The following is a 24,740-nucleotide window of genomic DNA, read 5'->3' as shown; positions in this document are numbered from 1 at the left end:
CACGTCATCCGGGGCCGCGTAGTCAGAAGCAGGAGACAGCAATGATCACAGCAATGATCAGAGTCGTCGTGCTGGGAACGTTCGCAGCGGCGCTGTTCGCTTCGCCGGTATTGGCCGCGGGCGGTGGAGGAGGCGGTGGAGGTGGTGGCACCAGCTCCACGGATCCCTATGCGGGCGCCTATTCGGATCAGAAAGTGCAGCCCACCTACCCGAAACGCTCCAACCCAAAGGCAACCCAGAAAGGCAAGAAGCCGAACAACCAGTCCAGCATCGGTGATCCCGCATTCGCGGCCGGTTACCGCACGGCCTATGGCACGATCTACGAGCGCAACGATTATGCGGTCGCGATCGAGCAATTGAAGGCGCTCGGCCACGACGATCATCCGAACGTCGCCAATCTCATCGGTTACTCATATCGCAAGCTCGGCGACTACAAGCAGTCGCAGATTTGGTACGAGCGCGCGCTGAAGGCCGATCCGAATCACGTGCTGACTTGGCAGTACTATGGTCTTTGGCAGCTCGAGCAGGGTAACCGCGAGCAGGCAATGTTTCACCTGAGCCGCATCGCCGCGATCTGCGGGACCGATTGCGAGGAGTACAAGTCTCTGGCGAACGCGCTGGAAAAACCCACAGGCGCGGCCCTCGTTTACTGAGAACGCAGGGTGGGTCAGGCCCGCGGGGCTGTACGAAGCGCAGTCCGCTCGGCGCAATCCACTATTGCGACAATAGGTGGGTTACGCCTTTGGCTAACCCACCCTAGAAATAGTGACAAGCGAAGAAATTTTCAGCATTGTCCGTCGCGGGGGCTCGACCGGGACGACTTGATGCCACTCATGCGCGACAAGATCATTGGCCATGACCTCGAACGGCTGGCCTTTCGCTTCACCATGCTGAACGACGGCGATGTGGTGCAGTGCCAGATCAGCGACGCCGCGATGGACGAGCTTGCGGGAATGCAGGGCACCGAAAGCAGCGCACGTCAGGCGCAGTTCCTGTCCCTGCGCGAGACCATCGAGCGGATCGCGTCAGACCTCTACGACGAAGCGCCGAGGTTTCAGGGCTATGTGGTGCGGATCTTTATGCGGCATTTGGGGCGGTAAGGCGCACAACGCGCCCTCAATGTCGTCCTGGCGAAGGCCAGGACCCATTGCCACCGGCTTATATTGTTTGAAGAAGCTGTGGCTCCGCCATCCGCACAACTCTCATTCGGGGTAATGGGTCCTGGCTTTCGCCAGGACGACACCGGAGATGAGGCGCGGCCGGTCCATCGACGCAAACGGCCTGCTACTCCTCCAGCTTCTTCAGCAACAATTTCAGCGCCGTCGCCGCGAACACCTGCATGTTGGCAAGCCGGTCATTGCTGCCCGTCTCCAGCGTCATCACCTCGGCCGCAGGGCCTGCCACCGCCATGCAGCTATGGCCGGCGGCGTCGCCGTAGCGGTTGCCGGTGGGGCCGGCGGCTCCGGTTTCGGACAGGCCCCAGTCGCATCCGAAGCGCGTTCGCATCCGCTCAGCAAGCAGCTTCGCATAGGGCTCCGATGAGGATCGAAAGCCCTTCATGCCGTCGTCCGAAATATCCATCAGCACACGCCTGGCGTCGCGGGTGTAGACCACGGCGCCACCTAGGAAATAGGCGGACGCGCCGGGCACGGCGAGCAGACTGGCCGAGATCAGGCCACCGGCCGAGGATTCTGCCACCGCAATGGTCTGTTTGCGCGCGATCAGCTTGGCCGCGACCTGTTCCGCAATGCCGACGAGCTCTTTCATGTCCTTCACCTCTGATCCTCGCAACTGTGCTCAGCCTTCCTAGCATATGACGGAAGCCTTGGCCGAGTTGCGGGCGGCGGGCAGGCCTGCTTGAATGGCGGGTACAAGAAGAGACATGCGTGGAAACGTGAGAAGGGAGACGTGATGGCGTCCCTGATCGCCGGCGGAGTGGATTGCGACGTGCATCCCGCCGTGCCGCATCTGACTAGCCTGCTGCCGCACCTGAACGATTATTGGCGCGATCAGGTTACGACGCGCGGCATGGTCGATCTCGTCTCGCAATCCTATCCGAAGAACTCGCCGATCGTGGCGCGGCCCGATTGGCGCCCCGAGAACGGCAAGCCCGGCGAAAGCCTGGAGGACATGCAGCGTCATGTGCTCGATCCTTTCCAGCTCAAGCTCGCGATCTGCAATCCGCTCTACGGCGTGCAGATGGTGTTCTCCGAGGACATGCAGGCGGCCTTCTGCCGCGCGCTGAACGACTGGCTCGTGAAGGAATGGCTCGATCGTGATCCGCGGCTGCGCGGCTCGATTGTGATTCCCACGCAAAGCGTCGAGAAGGCCGTCGCCGAGATCGAGCGCTGCGCGCAGGATCGCCGCTTCGTGCAGGTGCTCATGCTGGTCATGGGCGACACGCCGCTCGGCAAGCGCGCGCTGTGGCCGATCTATGCAGCCGCGGAAAGTCTGGAATTACCGATCGGCATCCATGCCGGTTCCGCCTACCACAATCCGCCCACCGCTGTGGGGTGGGGCTCTTATCACATCGAGGATTATGTCGGTCAGGCCCAGGCGTTCCAGACCCAGCTCACCAGCCTGATCGTCGAGGGCGTGTTCGCCAAATATCCGCGGCTGAAAATGGTGATGCTGGAGTCCGGCGTTTCCTGGATCGCGCCCTATCTCTGGCGCTTGCACAAGTTCTGGCGCGGGGTGCGGATGGAGACGCCCTGGGTCGATCGCGCGCCGCTGGAGATTGTGCGCAGCAACATCCGCTTCTCGTTACAGCCATTTGATGCGCCGCCGGAACCTGAGACATTAATTCGCCTGTTTGATCATATGCAGTCGGACGAATTGGTCCTATTCTCCACGGACTATCCGCACTGGCAGTTCGACGGCCAGGACGCGCTGCCCGAAGGTCTGTCCCCCGATCTCGTGCACAAGATCATGATCGACAATCCGCATGCGACCTATCCCCGCCTGACTTAGCCCGCTGCCAAAGGAGGCAAGGCGATGAATATCCAGTTCCGCGAGAGCTCCGAAGCTGCTTCCCCACTGACTGCGAAAACCGCGATCGCGGATTGCGACATCCATCCGGCCCGCGCCACCCGCACCGAGCTCTATCCCTACCTCGCCAAACGCTGGCAGCATCACCTCGATATCTACGGCGTCCATGCCTATCAGGGCATGATGGAAGGCCCGCCCTATCCGAAAGCCCAGCCCAACGCCTCGCGTCGCGACGCCTATCCGCCGGAAGGCGGCCCGCAAGGCTCCTCCCTCTCCTTCATGCAGAAGCAGCTGCTCGATCCCAACAACGTGCAGCTTGGGGTGCTCAATCCGCTCAACACCGGGCAGGGTATCCGCAATCATGAGCTCTCGGCCGCTCTGTGCTCGGCGATCAACGACTGGCAGATCGACAAATGGACCAGCAAGGACAAGCGGCTCAAGGCCTCGATCGTCGTCGGCAATGAGGACGGGCTGTCGGCCGCCGCCGAAATCCGCGAGCGTGCCGGCGACAAGAACTTCGTCCAAGTGCTGCTGCTCAGCCGCAATGTCGAGCCGCTCGGCCAGCGCCGTTATTGGCCGATCTATCAAGCCGCGGAAGAGGCCGGCCTTCCCGTCGGCGTGCACGCCTTCGGCTTCGGCGGCAATCCGATCACGCCGTCGGGCTGGCCGTCCTATTACATCGAGGAGATGGTGGGACACTCGCAGTGCCAGCAATCGGCGCTCGCGAGCCTCGTTTTGGAAGGCGTGTTCGCGCGCTTCCCGAAACTGAAGATGGTGATGATCGAGGCCGGCTTCGGCTGGGCGCCGTCGCTGGCGTGGCGGCTCGACAAGGCCTGGCAGCGGCTGCGCAGCGAGGTGCCACATGTGAAGCGGCCACCGTCGGAATATATCCGCGAGCAGGTGTGGTGGACCACGCAGCCGATGGAAGACCCGGAGCGGCGCGAGGATCTGTTCGACGTCATCAACTGGATCGGTTGGGACCGGCTCTTGTTCGCAACCGACTATCCGCATTGGGACTATGACGAGCCCTCACGCGTGCTGCCGGCCGGCGTCAGCGAGACCAATCGCGAGGCGTTCTATTTCGGCAATGCGCGCAAGCTCTACGGACTGGCTTGATGGCGCGTCATGTGATTGCCGCGGTCGACGAGCTTCCGCCGGGCACGCGAAAATTCCTCGAGATCGACGGGCGGCCGATCGCGATCTTCAACATCAAGGGCGAATATTTCGGCCTGATGAACCGCTGCCCGCATCAGGGCGCGGCGTTGTGCGAGGGCCCGCTGATCGGCCTCGCGCAATCGAAGGATCCAGGCGAGATCGAATATACGAAACTCGGCGAGATCATCCGCTGCCCCTGGCACGGCTGGGAGTTCGACATCCGCACCGGGCAGTCCTACTGCGACCCCCGCCGCTTCCGCGTGAAGGCCTATCCGGCCAATGTCGAACCGGGCGCCAGCGTGGTGAGGGGGCCGTATATCGCCGAGACGATCCCGGTCAACGTCGAGAGCGACTACGTGGTGGTCGAGCTGTAAGTCCCGCTCTTACCCTCCCCTGGAGGGGGAGGGTCGATCGCGCGCAGCGCGAGCGGGGTGGGGTGACGGTCCCTCCACATCGCACAGTGCCCGTGTTGAGAGATCACCCCACCCCGGCTCTCATTTCGCTGCGCTCAATGCGAGCCGACCCTCCCCCTCCAGGGGAGGGTGAAGGGCGGTGACGAGCGAAATGATCATCAGAGTTAACCACCTTGCGAGCAGCCTGATGACTTTCAGGCTTTATTCTGCGCCGCCGCGAGCACCCATTGCCGGAACGCGGCAAGCTTGGGCGCTTCGCGGCGGCCCTCCGGCGAGACCAGGTAGAAGCCGGCGTCCGCCGGCAGCGCGATCTTGAAGGGCACCACGAGCCGGCCCTTGGCGATGTCGTCCTGGACGTAGGAGGTCCGGCCCATCGCGACGCCGATGCCGTCGATCGCGGCCTGGATGGTCATGAAGATCATGTCGAAGGTGATGCCGGGCTGCCTGGCGATATCGGCCGGCAGGCCCGCCGCCGTCAGCCACAGCCGCCAATCGTCGCTGTTGGCGTTCGAGGTGTGCAGCAGCGGATGGTTGCGCAGGTCCTCCGGCCGGCGCAGCGGCTTGTCGCCGCGCAGCAGTGACGGGCTGCACACCGGAAACAGCTCGTCCGCCATCAGCCAGTCGGCACGCAGGCCCGGCCACTGGCCGCGGCCGTAGCGGATCGCGGCATCGACGTCGTCGCGCTGGAAGTCGACGAGGCTGGTCGAGGTGGTGATGCGAACATCGATGCCGGGATGCTGTTCCTGGAAATCGGTGAGCCGCGGCAGCAGCCATTTTGCAGCGAGCGAAGCCAGCGTCGACACCGTCAGAACCTTGTCGTCGTCCTTACGCAGCAGCCGGTCGGTGGCGAGGCGCAGGTCGTTGAAGGCAGCGCGGACGCCGGGGAGGTAATCTCGCGCTTCCGGCGTCAGCGCCAGGGCGCGGTTCTGCCGGACGAACAGGCGGATGCCGAGCTCCTCCTCGAGCCTGCGGATCTGATGGCTGATCGCGGTCTGGGTCACGTTCAGCTCGGCCGCCGCCAGCGTGAAGCTGAGATGGCGCGCGGCGGCCTCGAACGCCCGCAATCCGTTCAGGGACGGCAATCTGGCAGTCATTTGGCAGCAGGATACATGACGTTATTTCATGCGAAAAGGTACAAATTGTCGTTTGTCGCGGCGCAACAGAGCGCAGATATTAGCGGTCAAATTAGCTCCAGGAGCTGAAGATGTCTACGTTGACCCAGAATTCGATGACAAATCATCATGCGCCAGGTCTGCTCCACCAGATCGGCGACACCCTCCACCTCTGGCACGAGCGCTACCGTAACAGGCGCGAGCTCACCAACTGGACCGCGCGCGATCTACATGACGTCGGCCTGTCCTGGTCCGACATTGCCTATGAGGCCGACAAACCCTTCTGGCGGGCCTGATAGGCCGCCAGGCCGGCGCCGCCTGAGTGTGGGGGCGCCGGCGGTCCTCTTTCGCACGGTGCCGTCATGAGCACGCTTCGCCTCGAAGATCTCACGCAATATTCGGATTCGCTGCGCACCCGGCAGGGTGAGGCCGTCACCGTTCGCTTCGTCGAGCCGCGCGACACTGAGGAGTTCCAGCATTATTTTCGCTCGCTCTCGACCCGCTCCCGCTACAACCGCTTCTTCGGCGCGATCAGCGAATTGCCGAAGGGGCTGCTGCACGATTTCCTCGAGATCGGTGAGCGCGAGCGCTTCACCGTGGTCGCGACCATGATGGTCGACGGCTTCGAGACCATCGTCGCCGAAATGCGCTATGCGCTCCATCCTGAAACCGCGACGGTCGAGTTCGGCCTGTCGGTCGATGACCGCTGGCACGGCCACGGCATTGCCACCGCGCTTATGAAGAATCTCGAATGCCGCGCCGCCGCGCTCGGCGCCGAGCGCATCTTTGGCGAGACGCTGCGCTCCAACGAGACCATGATCTCGCTCGCCCGCAAATCCGGCTTCGCTTTCGTCAACCATCCCGACGATTGGAAGCTGGTGCGCTTCGACAAGGAGATCGCGGTCGCACCGAAGGACATTCCCTGTGCGAGCTGGCGCCTCGCCGCGCTTTCCCGTCAGGCCGACAGCCCCTCAGCCTCGGCCTGACACCACTCGATGCCCGGCTTGCTGCCGGGCATTTTTTTGCGCCGCCTACTTCCCCGTGAACACCGCCTTGCGCTTCTCGATGAAGGCCTGCACCGCCTCCTTGTGATCGGCGGTCGTGGTGAGGCGGATCAACCGTTCGGCCTCGTGATCCCGGGCGGTCTCGAAGTCGAACAGCACGGCCTCGTCGAGATTGTCCTTCATGTAGCGCAGCGCGAGGCGTGGGCCTTCGGCGAGCGATTTGGCCAGCGCGAAGGCCTCCGCTTGCAGCCTGTCGTCGGGCACGACGCGGTTGACGAGGCCGATGGCCTCGCACCTGACGGCATCGACACGATCGCCGGTGAACATCAATTCGCGCGCCCGTGCGGTGCCGACCAGCCGGGTCAGCAGCCAGGCGATGCCGTAATCACCGCTGAGCGCGATGCGGGCGTAGCCGGTGGCGACGAAGGCGGATTGCGCGGCGATGCGAATGTCGCAGGCCATGGCGATGGCGAGCCCGGCGCCGACCGCGGGGCCGGGCAGGGCGGCGATGGTCGGCTTGCGCACCGACACCAGCGCGCCGGTGAGCAGCCGCTGCCGCTCCTGGAGATCGGCGATGCGATCCCCGAGCGACATCTCCAGCTTCTTCGGATCGCGATGCGCGCCCATGCCCTTGACGTTGCCGCCGGCGCAGAATGCTTCGCCCGCGCCGGTGAGCAGCAGCGCGCCGACATCAGGGTTCTCACCGCAGCTCCGGATCATCGTGCGCAGCGCTGGCGTGAGCGTGTCCGATAGTGAATTGCGCGCCTCGGGCCGATTCAGCGTGATGACAGCGACGCGGTCGCGGATCACGCAGAGCAGTTCATCGGTGCCGGTATCGATGGTGGTTTCCGTGGTCATGTCGCTCCCTTATTCTTCCGTCATTGCGAGGAGCCCGCGACAAAATTGCGAAGCAATTTTGCGCTGGCGACAAAGCAATCCAGTCTGTATCCGCGGAGATATCTCTGGATTGCTTCGCTGCGCTCGCAATGACAATTGTTGTGACAAAACACCGTCTCAAAAATTCTCCACCCACGGCCGCAACTCCAGCTCCCAGCTCCAGGCGCTGCGCGGCTGCTGCAATACGTTCCAATAGCTCTGCGCGATCGCGTCGGGGTCGAGCATCGAGTCCGGCTTGTCGGCCGGCTCGGTGCGCGCCGCGCTGCGGATCGCGCCATCGATGACGAAATGCGCGACATGGATGCCCTGCGGCGACAATTCGCGCGCCATGCTCTGCGCGAGCCCGCGCAGCGCGAACTTGCCCATCGCAAAGGGCGTCGACTGCGCATAGCCCTTGACGCTGGCGGAGGCGCCGGTGAACAGGATCGCGCCGTGCTTGTTCGGCAGCATGCGTTTGGCCGCCTGCTGCGCCACCAGGAAGCCGCCATAGGCGCTGACCGCGATCGCCTGCGCGACTTCGGCAGGGACCAGGTCGAGGAACGGTCCGCGCGTGCGGCCGCTGGCGTTGTAGACGACGAGGTCGGGCGTGCCGATCTCGCGCTCGACCAGGCCGAACAGCCGCTCGACCTCCTCAGGCTCCGTGGCGTTGCAGGCATAGGCCTTGGCCCCGGTCTCGGTGCAGAGCGCGCCCAGCTTCTCGATCTTGCGCGCGGCAAGGGCGACGCGGATGTTCTGGGCGGCAAACAGCCGCGCCAGCGACGCGCTCAATCCTTCGCCGGCGCCGACGATGAGCGCGATCTTGTATTTTGGGTGTTCCATGGCGTGATCTCTCGGAGACAGGAAGCCGTTGATCTATGCATGGTCCGCGCGGACAACCAGCCGGGGCGGTCACAATTCCGCAGGGCGAATTGCTCCCCCGCGGCGATCATGCCGCCCTGACGATTTGCGGCTTTATCCGCATCCGCCTCTGGAGCATGATCGACATCATTCCAAGCGGCAAGCGCAAAGAATTGCCGTCGGGCGGAAACGAAGAGGACGATCATGCACAAGCCGGTCCCAGCGCAGCCAGCACGTGTCGCGGCCGAACCGTCCGGCCTGCTGGCGCCCGACACGTCAGGCATGAATTTCTACCGCGCCGATCCCGCACTGACGGACCTCTTGCGCATCCATCTGCCGGACACGCTGTTCCGCCATATCGAGCCGCATCTCGATCGCCTCGGCGAACTCGCCGGCGGCCCGCTCGACGAATGCGCGCGGCTTGCCGACCGGCATACGCCCATCCTGCATCAGCGCGACAAGTTCGGCCGCGACGTGCAGTGGATCGAATATCATCCAGCCTATCGCGAATTGGAGAAGGTTGCGTTCGGTGAGTTCGGCATCCACGCGCTCTCGATCCGCAAGGGCATCATGGGCTGGCCGGACAAATATCCCGTGGTCGCCAAGCACGCCTTCACTTTTCTGTTCAACCAGACCGAATTCGGCATGGGCTGCCCGATCAACGTCACCGACGGCTGCGCCAAGCTGCTGGCGAATTTCGGCAGTGAGGCGCTGAAGGCCAAATATCTCGATGGTCTCACGCAGACGGATATGAGCAAGCTGACGCAGGGCGGCCAGTTCATGACCGAGAAGGAAGGCGGCTCCGACGTCGGCACGCTGACCACGCGCGCGGTGCAGGAGGGCGACCATTGGCGCCTCTACGGCGAGAAATGGTTCTGCTCGAATGCGGACGCCAAGGTCGTGATGCTGCTGGCACGCCCTGAAGGCGCCGGCCCGGGCACCCGCGGCGTCGGCCTGTTCCTGATGCCGCGCTTCCTCGACGACGGTGCGCAGAACCACTACCGCATCGTGCGTCTCAAGGACAAGCTCGGCACGCGCTCGATGGCCTCGGGCGAGATCAAGCTCGAAGGCGCGATCGCCTATGCCGTCGGCAAGCTCGATCGCGGCTTCGTGCAGATGGCAGAGATGGTGAACTCGTCGCGGCTCTCCAACGGCGTCAAATCCACCGCGCTGATGCGCCGCGCCTATCACGATGCAATGACGGTCGCGAAGAACCGCGTGGTGTTCGGCAACCGTATCATCGACCTGCCGCTCGGTCGCCGGCAGATGCTGAAGATCATGCTGCCGGTCGAGCAGGCGCTGTCGATGAGTTTCCTCACCGCGGACGCGCTCGATCGCGCCGAGGCCGGCAGCCAGGATGCGGCGGCGCTGTTGCGCATTCTCACACCAACGCTGAAGTTCCGCGCCACGCGCGATGCGCGAAAGGTCTGCGGCGATGCGCTCGAGATGCGCGGCGGCATCGGTTATATCGAGGAGTTCGCCACCGCCCGCCTGCTGCGCGATGCCCATCTCGGCTCGGTCTGGGAAGGCACCGGAAACATCGTCGCGATCGATGCGCTGCGGCGCGCGGTCGGCCGTCATGGCGCGGAATCCGCGCTGGCCGCGGATCTGCATGCCCGGCTCGACGACAGCGCGTCCGTGCCGCAGGCCTGGCGCGATAATCTGCGCGGTCTTGTCGATCGTGCGGTCGGCTTCGCACGCGAGGTCGCGGGCAAGGCCGACAACGAGGCGGACGCGCGTCGCGCCACCAGCCTGCTCTATCATGTCACCAGCGCCGTCGCGCTGGCCTGGGAAGGTTATCGCATCCACGACATGCGCGGCGACGCGCGCCGGCTGTTGCTGTCGCGTCTCGTGATCGATCACCGGGTGTCGCCGAGCGATCCGTTCCGGCTGACGGAAAATCCAGTGCAGCAGAAGATCGCCGCGCTGCTGCTCGGCGATCGCGACGCCGGCATGAGCGAGGTTGGCGAACTGGTTCTGGCGGCGTAGGCTCTCCACCTCTCCCGTAGGGAGAGGTGGAGTCCCCGCACTCAACGAAATTATAACAAGGAGGAAACACCGATGAAGGCCGCCGTCCTCTATGAAGTCAACCAGCCGCTCGTCATCGAGGACATCAGCCTGCCGAAGCCGGGCCCGCGCGAGGTCCTGATCCGCACGGCGGTCGCCGGCCTCTGTCACTCCGATCTGCACTTCATGGAGGGGCTCTATCCGCATCCGCTGCCCGCGGTGCTTGGGCACGAGTCCGCCGGCGTGGTCGAACAGGTCGGCTCCGACGTCACTTACGTCAAGCCCGGCGATCACGTCGTCACCTGCCTCTCGGTCTTCTGCGGCACCTGCGACAATTGCACGACGGGGCGCACCGTGCTCTGCACCGACACGACGGTGAAGATGCTGCCGGGTGTCTCCAACCGGATGCAGTGGGCCAGACCAGAGAAGCTGCACCAGTTTCTCAACCTCTCGTCCTTCGCCGAGCAGATGCTGGTGCACGAGAACGCGATCGTCAAAATCCGCAAAGAAATGCCGCTAGACCTCGCCGCGCTGATCGGTTGCGGCGTCATCACTGGCTACGGCGCGGTTGTGAACACGGCAAAGGTGACGGCCGGCGAGACCGTGGCGGTGATCGGCTGCGGCGGCGTCGGCATGGCCGCGATCAACGGCGCGCAGATCGCCGGCGCCGGCCGCATCATCGCCATCGATACCAATCCGGCAAAACTCCAGCTCGCGACCAAGCTGGGAGCGACCGACATCATCAACCCCGCCGACGGCGACGTTGTGAAGCAGGTACGCGATCTCACCAATGGCGGCGTGCATCATTCCTTCGAGGTGCTCGGCCGCAAGGAGACCGCGGAGCAGGCCTTTGCCATGCTCGCCTCGGGCGGCACTGCGACGATCGTCGGCATGATCCCGTTCGGCCAGAAGATCGAGCTGCACGGCTTCGACTTCCTGCGCGAGCGCAAGATCCAGGGCTCCTCGATGGGGTCGAACCATTTCCGCGTCGACATGCCGCGCCTGGTCGATTTCTACCTGCGCGGCCGGCTGCACCTGGAGGACTGGATCTCGGCCAAGCTGAAGCTAAACGAGATCAACGAGGGCTTTGCCAACATGAAAGCCGGCAAGACGCTGCGCAGCGTGGTCGTGTTCGATAGCTGACGCTGGCGTTTGCCGGCTGTTCGGGCGTTGTCGCGCCAATTCAGGTGTCTTCGCCCGGCTCGACCGGGCGATCCAGTACGCCGCGCGACAATTGTGTGAGCGAACTGCCGCCGCGAGGAACCCTTGCGACGAAGCAATCCAGAATCGTTCCGCGGTGACAGTCTGGATTGCTTCGCGGAGCCTGTCATCGGGCCGCGCTTCGCGCGGACCCGTTGGCTCGCAATGACGGGGAGGACTAGTCATCAAACATCTTCGGCGGCAAGAACCCGCCGAACTCGCGCTCGATCAGTTCGGCGAGCTTGAGCGGCGTGCGGTCCTCGAGGAACGGCCCGATGATCTGCACGCCGACCGGCAGGCCGTCCTTCGACAGACCGAGCGGAATGGCCGTTGCCGGCAGGCCCGTCAGCGTGGCGATGCCGGGCCAGGCAAGCTGGTCCGGATAGACATGGTCCTTGCCGTCGATGTTGATCCGGCGCGTCTCCTGCTGCGGCGAATGATCATGCGGATAGGCCGGTGTCGGCATGATCGGGCAGATCACCGCATCGAATGTCCTGAACAATTGCCGCCATTGCGCGCGCAGCCCGGCGCGGGCGCCCTCGTCGAACACCCAGGCCTGATGCGTGTACGTCATGCCGCGCAGCCGCTCTGCCGTAAGGCTCTTGTCCTCAGGTGAGAGTTGCGCCGCCCCCACACGCGCGCCGGCGAGAATGTCTGGCGGAAAGAACGCGCCGAGAAAGCTCATCAGCATGCGCATGTAGAGGCGCGAGGCTTCCGTGAAATCCGGAAACAGCGGGCTCTCGCGTGCGACACGCGTGCCCATGCGCGCCAATCGGCCCGCCAGCTTCTCGATCGCGCCACGAACGTCAGCATTCGCTGGCAGCAACGGGTGGCTGTCGATCACCAGTACCCGAAAATCCTTCAGCGCGTGGTGTCGCGCTTCCGGCAGCACGAGCTTGTATCCGATGCCGAGGTCCAGCGGATCGGGGCCTGCCATCACCTCAAGGAGCAGGGACAGATCGGCCGCACTCCGCGCCATCGGGCCGATCACCGCCATGTCGCGCTCCATCGGGATCGCCGGAAATGGCGGCGGCGTATGGCCACGCGTCGGGCAGAGATTGTAGGTCGGCTTGTGCGCATAGACCCCGCAATGGAAGGCGGGCACCCGCAGCGAGCCGCCGATGTCGGAGCCGAGCGAGAGCGGTCCGTAGCCGGCCGCGAGTGCCGCAGACGAGCCGCCCGATGAGCCGCCAGGCGTGCGGTCGAGATCGAACGGATTGTTCGTGGTGCCGTAGATCTCGTTGTAGCTCTGCCAATCGCCCAAGCCGACGGGAACGTTGGTCTTGCCGAGGATGATGCCGCCGGCGTTCTTCACCCGGGTGATCGACAGTGCGTCCTCCGCCGGCTTGAAATCCTTCTGCGGCGTCCAGCCCCAGGTCGTGGGCAGGCCTGCGACGTTGAAGGACTCCTTCACGGTGACGGGGAGGCCGAGCAGCGCTTTGCTTTCGCCGCGCGCCAGCGCACCGTCCGCCTCGCGCGCGGCGCCGAGCGCGCGATCGAAATCCCGGACGCAGATCGCGTTGATCTTGCCGTCGTGACGCTCGATACGGGCGATCGCATCCTGCGTGAGCTCGATCGCCGAGACCTTCTTCGCACTCAATGCGGCCGACAGCTCGACCGCACTCTTGAAACTCCATTCCGATTTGGCCACGGCGCTTCTCCCGCTTTGGTTGTTGGACGATGATGCGCAGTTTGGCCGAATGCCGCAACGGCTGTTTGATCGCGATTGATATGTGGGCGGGACGGAGCGGACGGAGTTCAAGAACTCGCTGTCATCGCCTGGCTTGACCGGGCGATCCAGTATTCCAGAGGCCTTCGTTGGAGAGCTCGCTCTCACCATATCTGGCGCGGCGTACTGGATCGCCCGCTTTCGCGGGCGATGACAACGGAGGGTGAGGCTACTACGCCGCCCCGATCACGATCCCCACCGCCAGCACGATGGCGCCGCCGAGCACGATCTGGAATACGGCCTGGAGGAATGGTGTGTCCATGTAGCGCGCGCGGACGAAGGCGATCGCCCACAGTTCGAAGAACACGACGACGCAGGCGATTGCGGTTGCGATCCAGAATGCGTTGGCCCAGCTGTCCGGCACGAGATAGGGCGCGGTGTGGCCGAGTCCGCCGAGCGTCGTCATTGCGCCGCAGGTGAGGCCGCGCAGCCAGGGCGAGCCGCGCCCGGTCAGCGAACCGTCGTCGGACAGCGCTTCCGCAAAGCCCATGCTGATGCCGGCGCCGATTGATGCGGCAAGGCCCACCAGAAATGTCTGCCAGTTCTGGTGCGTGGCGAAGGCGGCCGCAAACAGCGGCGCCAGCGTCGAGACCGATCCGTCCATCAACCCGGCGAGGCCCGGCTGCACGTATTGCAGCACGAACATCCGTCGCCGCGTCCGGTCTTCCTCGGCGCGCACGTCGGGCTTGAGGATCTCGTCCGTCAGTCTGGCGGCAGTGTTCTCGTGGCTCTTCTCGGCCTCGGCGAGGTCGCCGAGCAGCCGGCGGACGTTGACGTCCTCGGCCTGCTCGGCGGCCTTCGCATAAAAGCGCTCGGCCTCGAGCTCCATGGTCTCGACTTCTCTGCGGATCGTATCGAGCGCCAGGTTCTTGGTCAGCCAGATCGGGCGGCGGCGCAAAAAGCCCTTGACGTCCTCGCGGCGGATCGGCGGCAGGTGCTGGCCGAAACGCTGCTCGTACATTTCCAGTAGCATGTGCCGATGGCCGCGCTCCTCCTCAGCCATCTGCTCGAACAGCTTTGCCGAATCCGGATAGCGCTCCTTCAGGTCCTCGGCGAAGGTCATGTAAATGCGACTGTCCTCCTCCTCGGAGGAGATCGCGACCGCAAGCACCTCGCGCTCGGTCAGATCGGCAAAATTCTTCACGACGGCCCTGTCACGGGTTTAGAACTATTCTAAACTATATAGGACGCCGCGGTTCCCCGGTCAAATCAGCCGGTGCCGGCCTTTGCGAGAAAGTCCAGCAGCAACCGGGTGACTTCGGCAGGCTGCTCCTGCTGCACCCAATGACCGGCGCCGTCGACGAGATGGCAGCCGAGCATCTTCGTGCAGGCGCGCGCCTGCATCGCCTCGAACACGCCGGGGCGCTGATAGGTGCCCCAATCCTGCTTGCCCGAGATGAAGCAGGAGGGCACGTCGATGCTGCGGCCAGAGAACAGTTGCAGTTCGCGATTGAAAGCGCCCGACGTACCGCAGCGATACCATTGCAGCCCACCCTGGAATCCGGTGCGGCCATATTCGGCGGCGTAATAGGCGAGCTCGCGATCGGGCAACCATTGATTGGCGGCGATCGCGGCCGGCGACGGCATCTCTTTCGCCACCGTCTCAGGCATGGTCTCATTCAGGTCCATAACGTAATAGGTCGGCAGCTTCGCCAGTTCGTTTGCCGACCACGATTCCAGCGGGTGCGGCTTGTTGCCGGTCCAGTCCGCGCTCTTGTGATGATAGTAGGCGCGTAGGAAATCGTGCACGCCCTGGGGCGCGCGGTGCATGTCGCCGTTGGCCGCGCGAGTCGAATAGTACCATTGATAGTGTTTTCGCGGGCGCGGCAGCGCGGCAAGCTCGCGATGCACTGCGTCTTCGGCCGCAGGCTTTGCCGGCGTGTCGACTGTGTTGAAGGGCAGCGGCGGCGGTCCGCCGAACGGCGCGCTCATCATCGTCACCGAACGGAATACGTCGGGCCGCACCAGCGCGCACCAGGCCGCGACCGGGCTGCCGAAATCATGCCCGACCACATCAACCTGCCGGTAGCCGAAAGCCGACACCAGGGCGAGCGCATCACGCACCAGGTTGAAGAGCGAGAAGGGCGCGAGATCGTCGTCGTACTCAGCGCTCCATCCCGTCGTGCGTCCATAGCCGCGCTGGTCCGGCGCGATCACGTGATAGCCGGCGGCGGCGAGCGCCGGCATCACCTTGCGCCAGGAGAAGGCCAGCTCGGGAAAGCCGTGCAGCAGGAGGATGCAGGGCCGGCCCTTGGTCTCGAAGCCGGCTTCCAGCACATGCACGCTCAAGCCGTTGATGCCGTCGACGTAACGCGAGCGAATGCTGGCGGGAAGCGGGATGTCGGGGAGCGTTGTCATCGTTTCCTCCGTGAGGGCGGGAGCTCTTACCCTCCCCTGGAGGGGGAGGGTCGATCGCGCGCAGCGCGAGCGGGGTGGGGTGATCTCTCCCCACGGGCAGTGTTCAACGAGGATAGACCGTCACCCCACCTCGGTTCGCATTCCGCTTCGCTCCATGCGAACCGATCCTCCCCCTCCAGAGGAGGATGGGAGTTCGCAGCGCGAGCCGTCCTAGATCAAACCGCCGCGCAGACGAATCCGCTGCCCTTGCGCTTGATCTTCCCGACCGACGGCGAGGGGAAATGCGCGGTGCAGCACAGCGTGTCGCTGTCGCAATAGCGCTCCAGGAAGCTGCGGCGCGTTTTCGCCGCCGTGGCCTGATCGACGTCGAACTTCATCGACAGCTCCGGATAGAGCGCCTGTAGCGGCGAGTGGATGAGATCGCCGGAGAACACCGCATCGTCCTTGCCGCGTCCGATGGCGAAGGCGACATGACCCGGCGTGTGGCCGGGCGTCGGCAGGATGCGGATGTGATCGCCGATCTGATGGTCGCCGCCGACGAGTTCGTGGCGCCCCGCCTCCACCACCGGCAGCACGCTGTCGGCAAAGGGCGGGACCTCCGCCTTCGCATTGTTCTCGGTCCAGTAGTCGAATTCCCGCTTGGCGAAGACATAGCGCGCCTTGGGGAAGGTCGGCACCCAGCGGCCGTTCTCGAGCCGGGTGTTCCAGCCGACGTGATCGGCATGCAGATGCGTGCACATCACGAAGTCGATGTCGCCCGCCGAAACCCCGGCGGCGGCGAGGCCGCGCAAATAGGTGTCGTCGGTCTTCAAGTGCCATTTCGGTCGCTGCGGCCGCGGCTTGTCGTTGCCGATACAGCTGTCGATCAGGATGGTGTGATGCGGCGTCTTCACCACGTAGGACTGGAAGCACAGGATCAGCGTGTCCTGCTCGTCCAGTGCCTTGGCCTGCCGCATCCAGGCCCGATTCTCGGTCAGCACCTCCGCTGTCAGCCCCGGAATGAACTCCAGCGCCGAGAAGAAGGGGACTTCCTGCTCGATGACGCGATGGATGGTGAGATCGCCGACCGAGTATTTGAGGCTCATGAGAGCTCCTGCGATTTACGCTGGAGGCGGCACCGAGATTTTCACGGAGGGCCGCTCCAGCATCTTCTGATGGAAGGCATCGAGCTTGGGATAGGCCTTGCGCCAGCCGCAATCGGCGAAGCGGAAGTCGGCATAGCCGAGCACGCAAACGAGGCCGATCTGCGAGATGTCGAACGGGCCGTTCAGCACCTCTGGCATGTTCTCGAAGCGCGCCATGCCGGTCCAGGCCCTGTTCCAATGGTCGTCCGACCAGGCCTGCCATTGCAGGCCCTGCGGCCGCACCATCTTCTCGTAGCGGCACAGCAGCATGGAATCGAGCATGCCATTGAGCAGCGAATGGTTGGTCTTGGCCTTCCAGCGCCGCGGCCCGTAGCCGGGGATCAGGCTGCCGCCGGCGATCTCGTTGAGATATTCGACGATGACGTAGGAGTCCAAAATCACGTCGCCGTCATTGGTGATCAGCACCGGCAGCTTCTTCAGCGGCGTGATGCGCGAATAATCCTCATTGGCCGTGCCCGGCGCGACGGTTGCGGGCACGAGCTCGATCTTGTCGATCAGCCCGAGCTCGATCGCCGCGATGCGCACCTTGCGGGCAAAGGGCGAGGCGGGGGAGAAGGTGAGTTTCATGTGAGTACCTTGACGAATATCCGGCAGTTGTTTTCGTCATTGCGAGCGAAGCGAAGCAATCCAGGCTGTCTCCGGGGAAATAGTCTGGATTGCTTCGTCGCTTCGCTCCTCGCAATGACGGTGTGGCAACAGCTGTCGTCGCAGCTTACGCCGCGATGATCTCCTGGCGCTGCTCGCCGAGACCTTCGATGCCGAGCGTGACGACGTCGCCGACATTGAGGAAGGTCGGCGGCTTCATGCCGAGGCCGACGCCGGGCGGGGTGCCCGTGGTGATGATGTCGCCGGGCAGGAGCGTCATGAACTGCGAGACGTAGGAGACGCACTTTGCCATGGAGAAGATCATGGTCTTGGTCGAGCCGGTCTGGCGACGTTGGCCGTTGACGTCTAGCCACATCGACAGGTCCTGCACGTCCTTGATCTCGTCCTTGGTGGCGAGCCACGGCCCGAGCGGGCCGAATGTGTCGTGCGACTTGCCCTTGGTCCACTGGCCCAGGCGCTCGGTCTGGAAGTTGCGCTCGGAGACGTCGTTGCAGACGCAATAGCCGGCGACGTAGTTCAGCGCGTCGGCTTCCGAGACATATTTGGCACGGGTGCCGATGATCGCGGCGATCTCGACCTCCCAGTCGAGCTTGGTCGAGCCGCGCGGCTTCTCGACCGCGTCGTTCGGGCCGGACAGCGAGGTGTTCGCCTTCATGAAGATGATCGGCTCGCTCGGGATCGCAGCGCCGGTCTCCTTGGCGTGGTCGCTGTAATTGAGGCCGATGGCGACGAATTTCGAGATGCCGGTGACCGGTGCGCCGAACCGCGGCTTGCCCGACACCGCGGGCAGCGAGGCAGGGTCGAGGCCTGCCAGCTTCTTCAGGGTATCAGGCGAATAGGCTTCACCGGTCAGGTCCTTCACATGCGCCGACAGGTCGCGCAACTGGCCGGATCTATCGATCAGGCCGGGCTTTTCCGCACCCTTCTCGCCGTAACGAACAAGCTTCATTCTCGTTTCTCCCTGGGAATGGACCGATCGGTTAAACAGCTTCATGGAACAGGGCGGCGGGAAATTCAACCGCCTAGAGAGGAGCGCATTGCTGCCAATCTTTGGAGGGTGGGCAAAGGCGCCGAGCGCCGTGCCCTCCAATTCGATCGGTGGCTTGCATTGGTGGGCAGGCTTCGGCCTTCGCTCTTCGAGCTACGGCGGACAAGTCGTTTTGCCCACCCTACGATTGCAACGCCACAAACCTGAACGCGTCTCCCGCCCGCTTGATATGCCCTGCCGAATAATGCCCGCCGATCACCAGCGTCGGCGTGTCGGCAAAACGCGAGAACATCTCGCGCCGGGTCGCCGCCGATTGAGCGGGATCGGAATCGACGACCGAGCACCAGTCGAGATGCGCCATCTGGCAGGGATGATGGGCAACGTCGCCGGTCAGAAGCCCCTGCTCGCCACCGGACTCGATCAGGACGCTCATGTGCCCGGGACTGTGGCCCGGGGTTGGGATCAGCTTGATTTCCTCGCAGAGCCGGTGATCGCTCGGGATGAACTCGGCCTGGTCAGCATCGACGACCGGCTTCACGGAATCGTTGAACACCGCAACCTTATCCGGTTCGGCCGTGTAATCGCGCCAGTATTCATATTCGGTTCTGCCGAAGACGTAGCGCGCCCTCGGAAAGGTCGGCACCCATTGGCCGTCGACCAGCCTCGTGTTCCAGCCGACATGGTCGACGTGAAGATGCGTGCACAGCACGGTGTCGATGCTGTCGGGCGGGAAACCCGCCGCCGTCATGGTCTCCAGAAACGGCGTGCTGCGGTTGTTCCAGGTCGGGACGCCGCGGCCCTGCTTGTCGTTGCCAAGGCCGGTGTCGACCACGATCCGGCGCGTAGGCGTCTCCACCACCAGCGAGTGGATCGACATCTTCAGCCGGCCTTCTTCGGTGGCGAAATGCGGGATCAGCCAGGGCAGCTTCCGGATTTCGTCGTTGGTCGCTGCCGGCAGGATGAAGCGGGTCGAGCCCACCGTCTCCATTTCGACGAATTTCGTGATCCTGACCTTGCCGACCTTCCACTGCATCCGGCGCATCCCCGTGTTCTTGCTCTTGCGTTGGAACATGCACACTTTCCGCCATCAAGCGCAATGGATCATCTGGGGTGATGTGGCGTTATCGCGAGGAACCGGAAAGAAGCCGGAGAGGGAGCCATGCCAGAGCTTGCGATTTCCGCGGACAAGGTCGCCTTCATCATCGAGAAGGCGCGCGAATTCGACGTCAAGGAGGCGGCTTCCGATCCGGATTCCGGCTCGAACCCGAGCGATGACGACGCGATCGACGTCCTCGAGGACAACGGCTCCGATCCGGTCGGCCACGAGCTCGGCAGCTTCATGATCGTCTTGAACGAGGACGAGCAGATCGATCTCGTCGCGCTGACCTGGCTCGGTCGCGGCGACGGCACCATCGATGATTGGGACGATTTGCGCGCCCGTGCCGTGGAGGCGCGGGGTGAATATAGCAGCCCGCGCCGTGAGACGGTGCACTATCTGCTCGGCGAGCCCATGCTGGGCGATCTGCTCGCTGCCGGACTCGACGAATTCGGTATCGACTGGGCCCGTGAGCGTCTCACCGCCGATTCCTCCGATCCCAGCGAGCGCGACGAGGACGAAGCGACGAAGCAGCGGTGAGTTTGCTTAACTAGCCAGCTTGCGGGTTTCTTCGCCTCTCCCCGCTTGCGGGGAGAGGCCGGATTGCATCGAAGATGCAATCCGGGTGAGGGGGAGTCTCCACGAATCCAACTGTCACCGTGCTTGGCGGAGAGAGCCCCTCACCCCAACCCTCTCCCCGTAAGAACGGGGCGAGCGAGTACACCTGCAATCGCGACTATAGCGTTCCCGGGAACGCGCCGCCATCGAGCAAGATGTTCTGCCCGGTGATGAAGCCGGCCTTGGCGCCGCAGAGGAAGGCGCAGGCATAGCCGAACTCGTCGGGCTGGCCGAAGCGCCCCGCAGGGTTGAGCTTGGCACGTTCAGTCAGGATCTGCTCCGGCGTGACGCCACGCTTGTCGGCTTCGGCCTTGGCGGTGCCGGTGAGACGATCGGTCTCGAACGGACCAGGCAACAGGCCGTTGATGGTGACGTTGTTGATCACGGTCTTGCGCGACAGGCCGGCGATGAAGCCGGTGAGGCCGGCGCGTGCACCGTTGGAGAGGCCGAGGATGTCGATCGGCGCCTTCACCGCGGCCGAGGTGATGTTGACGATGCGGCCGAACTTACGCGCCATCATGCCGTCCACCGTCGCCTTGATCAGCTCGATCGGCGTCAGCATATTGGCGTCGATCGCCTTGATCCAGTCGTCGCGGGTCCAGTTGCGGAAATCGCCGGGCGGCGGGCCGCCGGCATTGTTGATCAGGATATCAGGCTCGGGGCACGCCTTCAGCACGGCCTCGCGGCCCGCCGGCGTCGTGATGTCGCCGACGATCTCGGTGACGGTCACGTCAGGATAGGCTTTGCGGATATCATCGGCGGTCTTCTTCAAGGCTTCGGCACCGCGCGCGGTCAGCGTGACGTGAACGCCGGCCTCCGCCAGCGCGATGGCGCAGGCGCGCCCGAGGCCCTTGCTGGATGCGCAGACGATGGCGCGGCGACCTTTGATCCCAAGATCCACTGTTTCACTCCCGTAAATGTCAGGCAGGTTTTGGATGCGGCCACTCTAGCCAACATCAGTGCCGCTGATAAGGGACGGGCTCGCACCAAAATGCATGCGCGTCCTCGCCGCGATGCAAATGCGCTGGATCAGATCCGCCGCTCCTGCTTGAGGCGGTCGATCGCGGCGGCCGCCTCCGGCGGCAGCGATTTGAATCCCATCCGCCCCACTGTCGAGAACAACGGTCGCAGATGCGAGCCGGCGAGGAACGGCGGCTCGCGGTTGGCCGGCACGATCTGGTCGAACACCGCCACCAGCGTGATGGCGACGAGGCCGACCCTGATGGCGCCGAGCGCGGCGCCGCCGAGCCGGTCGCCGATGCCGGCCTCGCCGATGGTGTCGTTCAGCGCGACACGGCCGATATGCCCGAGCAGCATGCCGACCACCACGAAGATGGCGAAGAACCAGATCCAGTTCTGGAGCAGCGGCGAATTCGGATTGGCTGCGATCTGCGGCGCGATCAGCGGCATCAACGCCACCGCCATCGGCGCGGCGAGGAGATAGGCGAGGATGGTCATGGCGCTGCGCAGCAGCCCGGTCCTGAATCCGAGGCCGACCGCGATGGCGAGTGCCGCATAGACCGCGAGATCGAAACCGTTCATGCGTGCGAGCTCACCTCGGGGAACGCTGCCGCGCTGGAACGAATGAACGCCGAACCGATCATTCCGGTTTCAGATCGCTAAAATCGTCTGTATTGATGGGCGCCAAAAGCTCGAGCAAGTCGTCCAAGGAAATCGCCATGTCAGACCTATTCGACGTCAGTAAAGAAACCATCCTCGTAACAGGCGCGAGCCAGGGGCTGGGGCGGCAATTTGCCCGGGTGCTGGCGGCCCATGGTGCATCCGTCGCGCTCGCGGCGCGGCAGACCGACAAGCTGAAAAGCCTGGAAGAAGAAATCCGCGGCAAGGGCGGCCGCGCTGCCGCCGTCGCGCTCGACGTCACCGACAGCGCATCGATCGCCAGGGCTGTCGATGCGGCGGAAGCCGCGCTCGGGCCCGTCACCGTGCTGATCAACAATGCCGGCATCGCCATCGAGAAACTCGCGACCGAGCAGACCGAGGCCGATTGGGATGCCGTGATCGGCGCCAACCTCAAGGGCGCCTATTTCCTCGCGACGGAAGTGGCACGGCGCATGATCGCGCGCAAGCAGTCGGGCAACATCGTCAACATCGCCTCCGTGCTCGGCACCGGCGTGCTCAAGGCGGTGTCGCCCTACGCGATCTCCAAGGCCGGCATCATCCAGGCGACCAGGGCGATGGCGCTGGAGCTTGCCGGGCAGAACATCCGCATCAACGCGCTCGCGCCCGGCTACATCGACACCGAGATGAACCACGCCTTCTGGTCGACGCCCGCAGGTGAGCGCCTGGCCAAGCGCATCCCGCAGCGCCGCGTCGGCGCCGAATCCGATCTCGACGGCGCGATCCTGCTACTGGCGTCGAACGCCTCGCGCTACATGACGGGCAGTGTGGTCACCGTGGACGGCGGGTTCTTGCTGAATTGAGCGCGTCTTCGCCTCTCCCCGCGTGCGGGGAGAGGCCGGAATTTGCGCAGCAAATTCCGGGTGAGGGGGAGCCTCCGCGAGTCCGTCTCTCACCGAGTTCGCGGATAGAGGCCCCCAACCCTCTCCCCGTAAGAACGGGGAGAGGGAGAGGAGCTACCGCATATCCGCCGCCTTCTCCGCGATCATGATGGTCGGTGCATTGGTGTTGCCACCGATCAGCGCCGGCATGATCGAGGCGTTGAGACAGCCTACGACATGAACCGCATCAGCTTCTCCAGCCGCGCGATCTTGCCGCCATAGGGCGGATAGAGGTCGGCGAGGCGATTGAACTTGGAGCGATAGAACACCGGCTTCAGCTTGCTGAAGGTGCGAAAGCCCCATTCGCCGTGATAGGCGCCGGTGCCGGATGCGCCGACGCCGCCCATCGGCTGGTTGACTTGCGTGAAGTGGAACAGGCAGTCGTTGATTGTGACGCCGCCGGAGATGGTGCGCGCCAGCACCTCGTCGCGCGCGTTGCTGTCCTTGCCAAACCAGTACAGCGCCAGCGGCCGGTCGCGGGCGTTGACGAAAGCGATGGCGTCGGCCGGATCGCGATAGCCCAGCACCGGCAGCACGGGCCCAAAGATCTCCTCCTGCATCACCGCCATCGCTTCGGTCGCACTGAGGATCAGCGTCGGCGGGAATTTGCGGTGCGCTTTCCAGTTGGGATCGTCGGGCCTTGCCGGTTGCAGGATCTTGGCGCCGCGCTGGGTCGCATCCGCGACGAGGCCTTCGAGCCGGGCATAGTGCCGGTCGGAGATGACGGAGGTGTAGTCCTTGTTGGCGGGATCGGTGCCGAACATGCGCCGCATCTGTGCGCGCACCTTTTCGGCAAAGGACTGCACCGAATTCTCCGGCACCAGCACATAATCCGGCGCGATGCAGGTTTGTCCCGCATTGAGCAGCTTTCCATAGGCGATGCGCTCGGCCGCCTCATTGAGATCGGCCGAGGCGTCGATGATCGCCGGCGACTTGCCGCCGAGCTCGAGCGTGACAGGCGTCAGATTGCGTCCCGCGGCCTCCGCGACCAGCCGCCCGACCCGCGTCGAGCCGGTGAAGACGAGATGATCGAACGGCAGGCGCGCAAAGCCCTTTGCGATCTCGTCCTCGATGCCGGTGACGAGCACTTCGGTGGCATCGAACCTCTGCCCGACCGTCTCCTTCAGCAGCGCCGAGAAGTGCGGCACGAGCTCGCTCGGCTTGATGATGACCCGGTTGCCGGCGGCGATGGCGCCGATCGCGGGCGCGAGCGTGAGCTGCAGCGGATAATTCCAGGGCGCGATGATGCCGACCACGCCGAGCGGCTGCGGCATCAGCCGGTTGCGCGCGGGCAGGAATTGCAGCGCGGTGGCAACGCGCCGCGGTGTCATCCAGCTCTTCAAATGTTTGGTGGCGTGCCGGATCTCGGAGAACACCAGCATGGTCTCGGCAATCGTGGTCTCGACCGCCGCGCGGTGGCCGAAATCGGCCGAGATCGCCTGCCCGAAGCGCTCCTCGTTGTCCGCGACCACCGCGCGCAGCCGCGCCAGCCGGTCGAGCCGCTCGGCGAGGTCAGGCGCCGGCTCGGCCCGCGACCGCGCAATCATGACATGAAAGGCATCCTCCAGCGCGGCCAGCGGGGTGCTTGTCAGGGACTGATCCAAGGTAGGGTCCAAGATAGGGTCCAAAGTACGGTCCATGGCGTTCCTCCCTAAAATGGGCGTCCGGCCCTGATTTTGTTGCGGCCAAGCTGGCCCTTTGCGGAACTCCTGGCAAGTGCATGCCAAACGGACCCAAAATCGGTCCATCCGTTGTCATAAAGTCGAAAAAAACGTTCCCGCAGCCCTTTCCAAAGCCGGCCCGCCTTGATACATACGCCCCGCACCCGATGGGCGTTGCCCTGGGTTGCCTTCCAAGGAAGCCTTTGGGACGAGTGAGGCAAGCCACGCGAACAGCGCGGGCCTCAACCGACCGTCCCCGGCTTTTGGCGAAGGCAAGGCAAGTGTTTAACGCGGGGTGGAGCAGCCCGGTAGCTCGTCAGGCTCATAACCTGAAGGTCATAGGTTCAAATCCTATCCCCGCAACCAAATAAGGTCCTGTAAGGACAGCAAAAAATCAAAAAGCCGCT

General features: G+C 64.2%; 25 protein-coding genes and 1 tRNA gene. 12 read left to right on the top strand and 14 right to left on the bottom strand.

Annotation, left to right across the window (positions count from 1 at the left end; genetic code table 11):
• Positions 1-41: 41 nt before the first annotated feature.
• Together ACNJX8_RS38550 and ACNJX8_RS38545 are read left to right on the top strand one after the other, a co-directional pair.
• The gene (locus ACNJX8_RS38550) at positions 42-653 is read left to right on the top strand and encodes a tetratricopeptide repeat protein (protein WP_439358868.1); all 612 of its coding nucleotides are present in this window, start codon (positions 42-44) and stop codon (positions 651-653) included.
• A gap of 180 nt (positions 654-833) precedes the next feature.
• The gene (locus ACNJX8_RS38545; protein ID WP_244551202.1) at positions 834-1,100 is read left to right on the top strand and encodes a DUF1488 family protein; all 267 of its coding nucleotides are present in this window, start codon (positions 834-836) and stop codon (positions 1,098-1,100) included.
• Positions 1,101-1,284: 184 nt separating this feature from the next.
• Here the strand turns inward: ACNJX8_RS38545 and ACNJX8_RS38540 are convergent, their stop codons facing one another.
• The gene (locus ACNJX8_RS38540) at positions 1,285-1,767 is read right to left on the bottom strand and encodes a CinA family protein (protein ID WP_128942421.1); all 483 of its coding nucleotides are present in this window, start codon (positions 1,765-1,767) and stop codon (positions 1,285-1,287) included.
• 144 nt (positions 1,768-1,911) lie between these two features.
• Here ACNJX8_RS38540 and ACNJX8_RS38535 point away from each other — a divergent pair, with 144 nt between their 5' ends.
• From ACNJX8_RS38535 to ACNJX8_RS38525, 3 genes are read left to right on the top strand one after another with little or no spacing between them, the layout of a single operon-like run.
• The gene (locus tag ACNJX8_RS38535; RefSeq protein WP_128942420.1) at positions 1,912-2,970 is read left to right on the top strand and encodes an amidohydrolase family protein; all 1,059 of its coding nucleotides are present in this window, start codon (positions 1,912-1,914) and stop codon (positions 2,968-2,970) included.
• Positions 2,971-2,994: 24 nt separating this feature from the next.
• Entirely contained in the window at positions 2,995-4,104 is a 1,110-nt protein-coding gene (locus ACNJX8_RS38530) for an amidohydrolase family protein (protein WP_128942419.1), read from the top strand.
• Positions 4,104-4,517 carry a Rieske (2Fe-2S) protein gene (locus ACNJX8_RS38525; protein ID WP_439358867.1) on the top strand — a complete coding sequence of 138 codons (414 nt, stop codon included), beginning with the start codon at positions 4,104-4,106 and terminating at the stop codon, positions 4,515-4,517. The genes ACNJX8_RS38530 and ACNJX8_RS38525 overlap by 1 nt, the downstream gene beginning before the upstream one ends.
• 233 nt (positions 4,518-4,750) lie before the next feature.
• Here ACNJX8_RS38525 and ACNJX8_RS38520 read toward each other — a convergent pair whose 3' ends face one another.
• On the bottom strand, positions 4,751-5,650 hold the full coding sequence (locus ACNJX8_RS38520) for a transcriptional regulator GcvA (RefSeq protein WP_439358866.1): 900 nt from the start codon (positions 5,648-5,650) through the stop codon (positions 4,751-4,753).
• Between the two features lie 110 nt (positions 5,651-5,760).
• Here ACNJX8_RS38520 and ACNJX8_RS38515 point away from each other — a divergent pair, with 110 nt between their 5' ends.
• Together ACNJX8_RS38515 and ACNJX8_RS38510 are read left to right on the top strand one after the other, a co-directional pair.
• Positions 5,761-5,964, top strand: a complete 204-nt coding sequence (locus ACNJX8_RS38515; RefSeq protein ID WP_439358865.1) for a DUF1127 domain-containing protein — start codon at positions 5,761-5,763, stop codon at positions 5,962-5,964.
• 66 nt (positions 5,965-6,030) lie between these two features.
• Positions 6,031-6,654, top strand: coding sequence for a GNAT family N-acetyltransferase (locus ACNJX8_RS38510; RefSeq protein WP_439358864.1), 624 nt, complete (start codon positions 6,031-6,033; stop codon positions 6,652-6,654).
• A 45-nt stretch (positions 6,655-6,699) separates the two neighbouring features.
• On the opposite strand, the gene ACNJX8_RS38505 is transcribed toward ACNJX8_RS38510, so the two are convergent.
• Both ACNJX8_RS38505 and ACNJX8_RS38500 read right to left on the bottom strand, forming a co-directional pair.
• Positions 6,700-7,530, bottom strand: a complete 831-nt coding sequence (locus tag ACNJX8_RS38505; protein WP_439358863.1) for an enoyl-CoA hydratase — start codon at positions 7,528-7,530, stop codon at positions 6,700-6,702.
• 156 nt (positions 7,531-7,686) lie between these two features.
• The gene (locus ACNJX8_RS38500; RefSeq protein ID WP_128936745.1) at positions 7,687-8,388 is read right to left on the bottom strand and encodes an SDR family oxidoreductase; all 702 of its coding nucleotides are present in this window, start codon (positions 8,386-8,388) and stop codon (positions 7,687-7,689) included.
• A gap of 222 nt (positions 8,389-8,610) precedes the next feature.
• On the opposite strand from ACNJX8_RS38500, the gene ACNJX8_RS38495 reads away from it, so the two are divergent.
• On the top strand, positions 8,611-10,395 hold the full coding sequence (locus ACNJX8_RS38495) for an acyl-CoA dehydrogenase family protein (RefSeq protein WP_439358861.1): 1,785 nt from the start codon (positions 8,611-8,613) through the stop codon (positions 10,393-10,395).
• Positions 10,396-10,467: 72 nt separating this feature from the next.
• Entirely contained in the window at positions 10,468-11,556 is a 1,089-nt protein-coding gene (locus ACNJX8_RS38490) for a Zn-dependent alcohol dehydrogenase (protein ID WP_439358860.1), read from the top strand.
• A gap of 235 nt (positions 11,557-11,791) precedes the next feature.
• On the opposite strand, the gene ACNJX8_RS38485 is transcribed toward ACNJX8_RS38490, so the two are convergent.
• The 7 genes from ACNJX8_RS38485 to ACNJX8_RS38455 all read right to left on the bottom strand — a co-directional run bounded on the left by ACNJX8_RS38485 (position 11,792) and on the right by ACNJX8_RS38455 (position 19,472).
• Complete coding sequence (locus ACNJX8_RS38485; RefSeq protein ID WP_439358859.1) at positions 11,792-13,264, bottom strand: amidase; 1,473 nt, start codon at positions 13,262-13,264, stop codon at positions 11,792-11,794.
• A 250-nt stretch (positions 13,265-13,514) separates the two neighbouring features.
• Positions 13,515-14,486 (bottom strand): iron exporter MbfA, encoded by a 972-nt coding sequence (gene mbfA / locus ACNJX8_RS38480; protein ID WP_439358858.1) that lies wholly within the window; start codon positions 14,484-14,486, stop codon positions 13,515-13,517.
• Positions 14,487-14,551: 65 nt separating this feature from the next.
• Complete coding sequence (locus tag ACNJX8_RS38475; protein WP_439358857.1) at positions 14,552-15,700, bottom strand: alpha/beta fold hydrolase; 1,149 nt, start codon at positions 15,698-15,700, stop codon at positions 14,552-14,554.
• 215 nt (positions 15,701-15,915) lie between these two features.
• Positions 15,916-16,785 carry an MBL fold metallo-hydrolase gene (locus tag ACNJX8_RS38470; RefSeq protein ID WP_439358856.1) on the bottom strand — a complete coding sequence of 290 codons (870 nt, stop codon included), beginning with the start codon at positions 16,783-16,785 and terminating at the stop codon, positions 15,916-15,918.
• Positions 16,786-16,800: 15 nt separating this feature from the next.
• Positions 16,801-17,412: a glutathione S-transferase family protein gene (locus tag ACNJX8_RS38465; protein WP_439358855.1), complete on the bottom strand. Its 612-nt coding sequence runs from the start codon at positions 17,410-17,412 to the stop codon at positions 16,801-16,803.
• 145 nt (positions 17,413-17,557) lie between these two features.
• Positions 17,558-18,400, bottom strand: a complete 843-nt coding sequence (locus tag ACNJX8_RS38460) for a fumarylacetoacetate hydrolase family protein (protein ID WP_439358854.1) — start codon at positions 18,398-18,400, stop codon at positions 17,558-17,560.
• Positions 18,401-18,620: 220 nt separating this feature from the next.
• Positions 18,621-19,472, bottom strand: coding sequence for an MBL fold metallo-hydrolase (locus ACNJX8_RS38455; protein WP_439362036.1), 852 nt, complete (start codon positions 19,470-19,472; stop codon positions 18,621-18,623).
• Between the two features lie 126 nt (positions 19,473-19,598).
• Here ACNJX8_RS38455 and ACNJX8_RS38450 point away from each other — a divergent pair, with 126 nt between their 5' ends.
• Positions 19,599-20,075, top strand: a complete 477-nt coding sequence (locus tag ACNJX8_RS38450; protein WP_128936737.1) for a DUF3775 domain-containing protein — start codon at positions 19,599-19,601, stop codon at positions 20,073-20,075.
• Between the two features lie 196 nt (positions 20,076-20,271).
• Here the strand turns inward: ACNJX8_RS38450 and ACNJX8_RS38445 are convergent, their stop codons facing one another.
• Both ACNJX8_RS38445 and ACNJX8_RS38440 read right to left on the bottom strand, forming a co-directional pair.
• Positions 20,272-21,054 (bottom strand): SDR family oxidoreductase, encoded by a 783-nt coding sequence (locus ACNJX8_RS38445; protein WP_128936735.1) that lies wholly within the window; start codon positions 21,052-21,054, stop codon positions 20,272-20,274.
• 128 nt (positions 21,055-21,182) lie between these two features.
• Complete coding sequence (locus ACNJX8_RS38440; RefSeq protein WP_128955613.1) at positions 21,183-21,695, bottom strand: CvpA family protein; 513 nt, start codon at positions 21,693-21,695, stop codon at positions 21,183-21,185.
• Between the two features lie 137 nt (positions 21,696-21,832).
• Between ACNJX8_RS38440 and ACNJX8_RS38435 the strand changes: the two genes are divergently transcribed.
• Positions 21,833-22,594, top strand: a complete 762-nt coding sequence (locus ACNJX8_RS38435) for an SDR family oxidoreductase (RefSeq protein ID WP_439358853.1) — start codon at positions 21,833-21,835, stop codon at positions 22,592-22,594.
• Positions 22,595-22,842: 248 nt separating this feature from the next.
• Here ACNJX8_RS38435 and ACNJX8_RS38430 read toward each other — a convergent pair whose 3' ends face one another.
• Positions 22,843-24,312: a coniferyl aldehyde dehydrogenase gene (locus ACNJX8_RS38430; RefSeq protein ID WP_439358852.1), complete on the bottom strand. Its 1,470-nt coding sequence runs from the start codon at positions 24,310-24,312 to the stop codon at positions 22,843-22,845.
• A gap of 310 nt (positions 24,313-24,622) precedes the next feature.
• On the opposite strand from ACNJX8_RS38430, the gene ACNJX8_RS38425 reads away from it, so the two are divergent.
• Positions 24,623-24,699: transfer RNA gene (locus tag ACNJX8_RS38425), tRNA-Met, on the top strand.
• The last annotated feature ends 41 nt before the right edge of the window (positions 24,700-24,740 follow it).

It is taken from the genome of Bradyrhizobium sp. SPXBL-04 (assembly GCF_051853035.1).
Taxonomy (GTDB): Bacteria; Pseudomonadota; Alphaproteobacteria; order Rhizobiales; family Xanthobacteraceae; genus Bradyrhizobium; species Bradyrhizobium zhanjiangense.
This window is presented reverse-complemented; position numbering and strand designations above follow the sequence as displayed.

Bases quoted from the DNA above. Each gene is read 5' to 3' on its own strand.
- ACNJX8_RS38550 (WP_439358868.1), top strand. From the start codon at position 42: ATGATCACAGCAATGATCAGAGTCGTCGTGCTGGGAACGTTCGCAGCG.
- ACNJX8_RS38545 (WP_244551202.1), top strand. From the start codon at position 834: ATGCGCGACAAGATCATTGGCCATGACCTCGAACGGCTGGCCTTTCGC.
- ACNJX8_RS38540 (WP_128942421.1), bottom strand. From the start codon at position 1,767: ATGAAAGAGCTCGTCGGCATTGCGGAACAGGTCGCGGCCAAGCTGATC.
- ACNJX8_RS38535 (WP_128942420.1), top strand. From the start codon at position 1,912: ATGGCGTCCCTGATCGCCGGCGGAGTGGATTGCGACGTGCATCCCGCC.
- ACNJX8_RS38530 (WP_128942419.1), top strand. From the start codon at position 2,995: ATGAATATCCAGTTCCGCGAGAGCTCCGAAGCTGCTTCCCCACTGACT.
- ACNJX8_RS38525 (WP_439358867.1), top strand. From the start codon at position 4,104: ATGGCGCGTCATGTGATTGCCGCGGTCGACGAGCTTCCGCCGGGCACG.
- ACNJX8_RS38520 (WP_439358866.1), bottom strand. From the start codon at position 5,650: ATGACTGCCAGATTGCCGTCCCTGAACGGATTGCGGGCGTTCGAGGCC.
- ACNJX8_RS38515 (WP_439358865.1), top strand. From the start codon at position 5,761: ATGTCTACGTTGACCCAGAATTCGATGACAAATCATCATGCGCCAGGT.
- ACNJX8_RS38510 (WP_439358864.1), top strand. From the start codon at position 6,031: ATGAGCACGCTTCGCCTCGAAGATCTCACGCAATATTCGGATTCGCTG.
- ACNJX8_RS38505 (WP_439358863.1), bottom strand. From the start codon at position 7,530: ATGACCACGGAAACCACCATCGATACCGGCACCGATGAACTGCTCTGC.
- ACNJX8_RS38500 (WP_128936745.1), bottom strand. From the start codon at position 8,388: ATGGAACACCCAAAATACAAGATCGCGCTCATCGTCGGCGCCGGCGAA.
- ACNJX8_RS38495 (WP_439358861.1), top strand. From the start codon at position 8,611: ATGCACAAGCCGGTCCCAGCGCAGCCAGCACGTGTCGCGGCCGAACCG.
- ACNJX8_RS38490 (WP_439358860.1), top strand. From the start codon at position 10,468: ATGAAGGCCGCCGTCCTCTATGAAGTCAACCAGCCGCTCGTCATCGAG.
- ACNJX8_RS38475 (WP_439358857.1), bottom strand. From the start codon at position 15,700: ATGACAACGCTCCCCGACATCCCGCTTCCCGCCAGCATTCGCTCGCGT.
- ACNJX8_RS38470 (WP_439358856.1), bottom strand. From the start codon at position 16,785: ATGAGCCTCAAATACTCGGTCGGCGATCTCACCATCCATCGCGTCATC.
- ACNJX8_RS38465 (WP_439358855.1), bottom strand. From the start codon at position 17,412: ATGAAACTCACCTTCTCCCCCGCCTCGCCCTTTGCCCGCAAGGTGCGC.
- ACNJX8_RS38460 (WP_439358854.1), bottom strand. From the start codon at position 18,400: ATGAAGCTTGTTCGTTACGGCGAGAAGGGTGCGGAAAAGCCCGGCCTG.
- ACNJX8_RS38455 (WP_439362036.1), bottom strand. From the start codon at position 19,472: ATGCAGTGGAAGGTCGGCAAGGTCAGGATCACGAAATTCGTCGAAATG.
- ACNJX8_RS38450 (WP_128936737.1), top strand. From the start codon at position 19,599: ATGCCAGAGCTTGCGATTTCCGCGGACAAGGTCGCCTTCATCATCGAG.
- ACNJX8_RS38440 (WP_128955613.1), bottom strand. From the start codon at position 21,695: ATGAACGGTTTCGATCTCGCGGTCTATGCGGCACTCGCCATCGCGGTC.
- ACNJX8_RS38435 (WP_439358853.1), top strand. From the start codon at position 21,833: ATGTCAGACCTATTCGACGTCAGTAAAGAAACCATCCTCGTAACAGGC.
- ACNJX8_RS38430 (WP_439358852.1), bottom strand. From the start codon at position 24,312: ATGGACCGTACTTTGGACCCTATCTTGGACCCTACCTTGGATCAGTCC.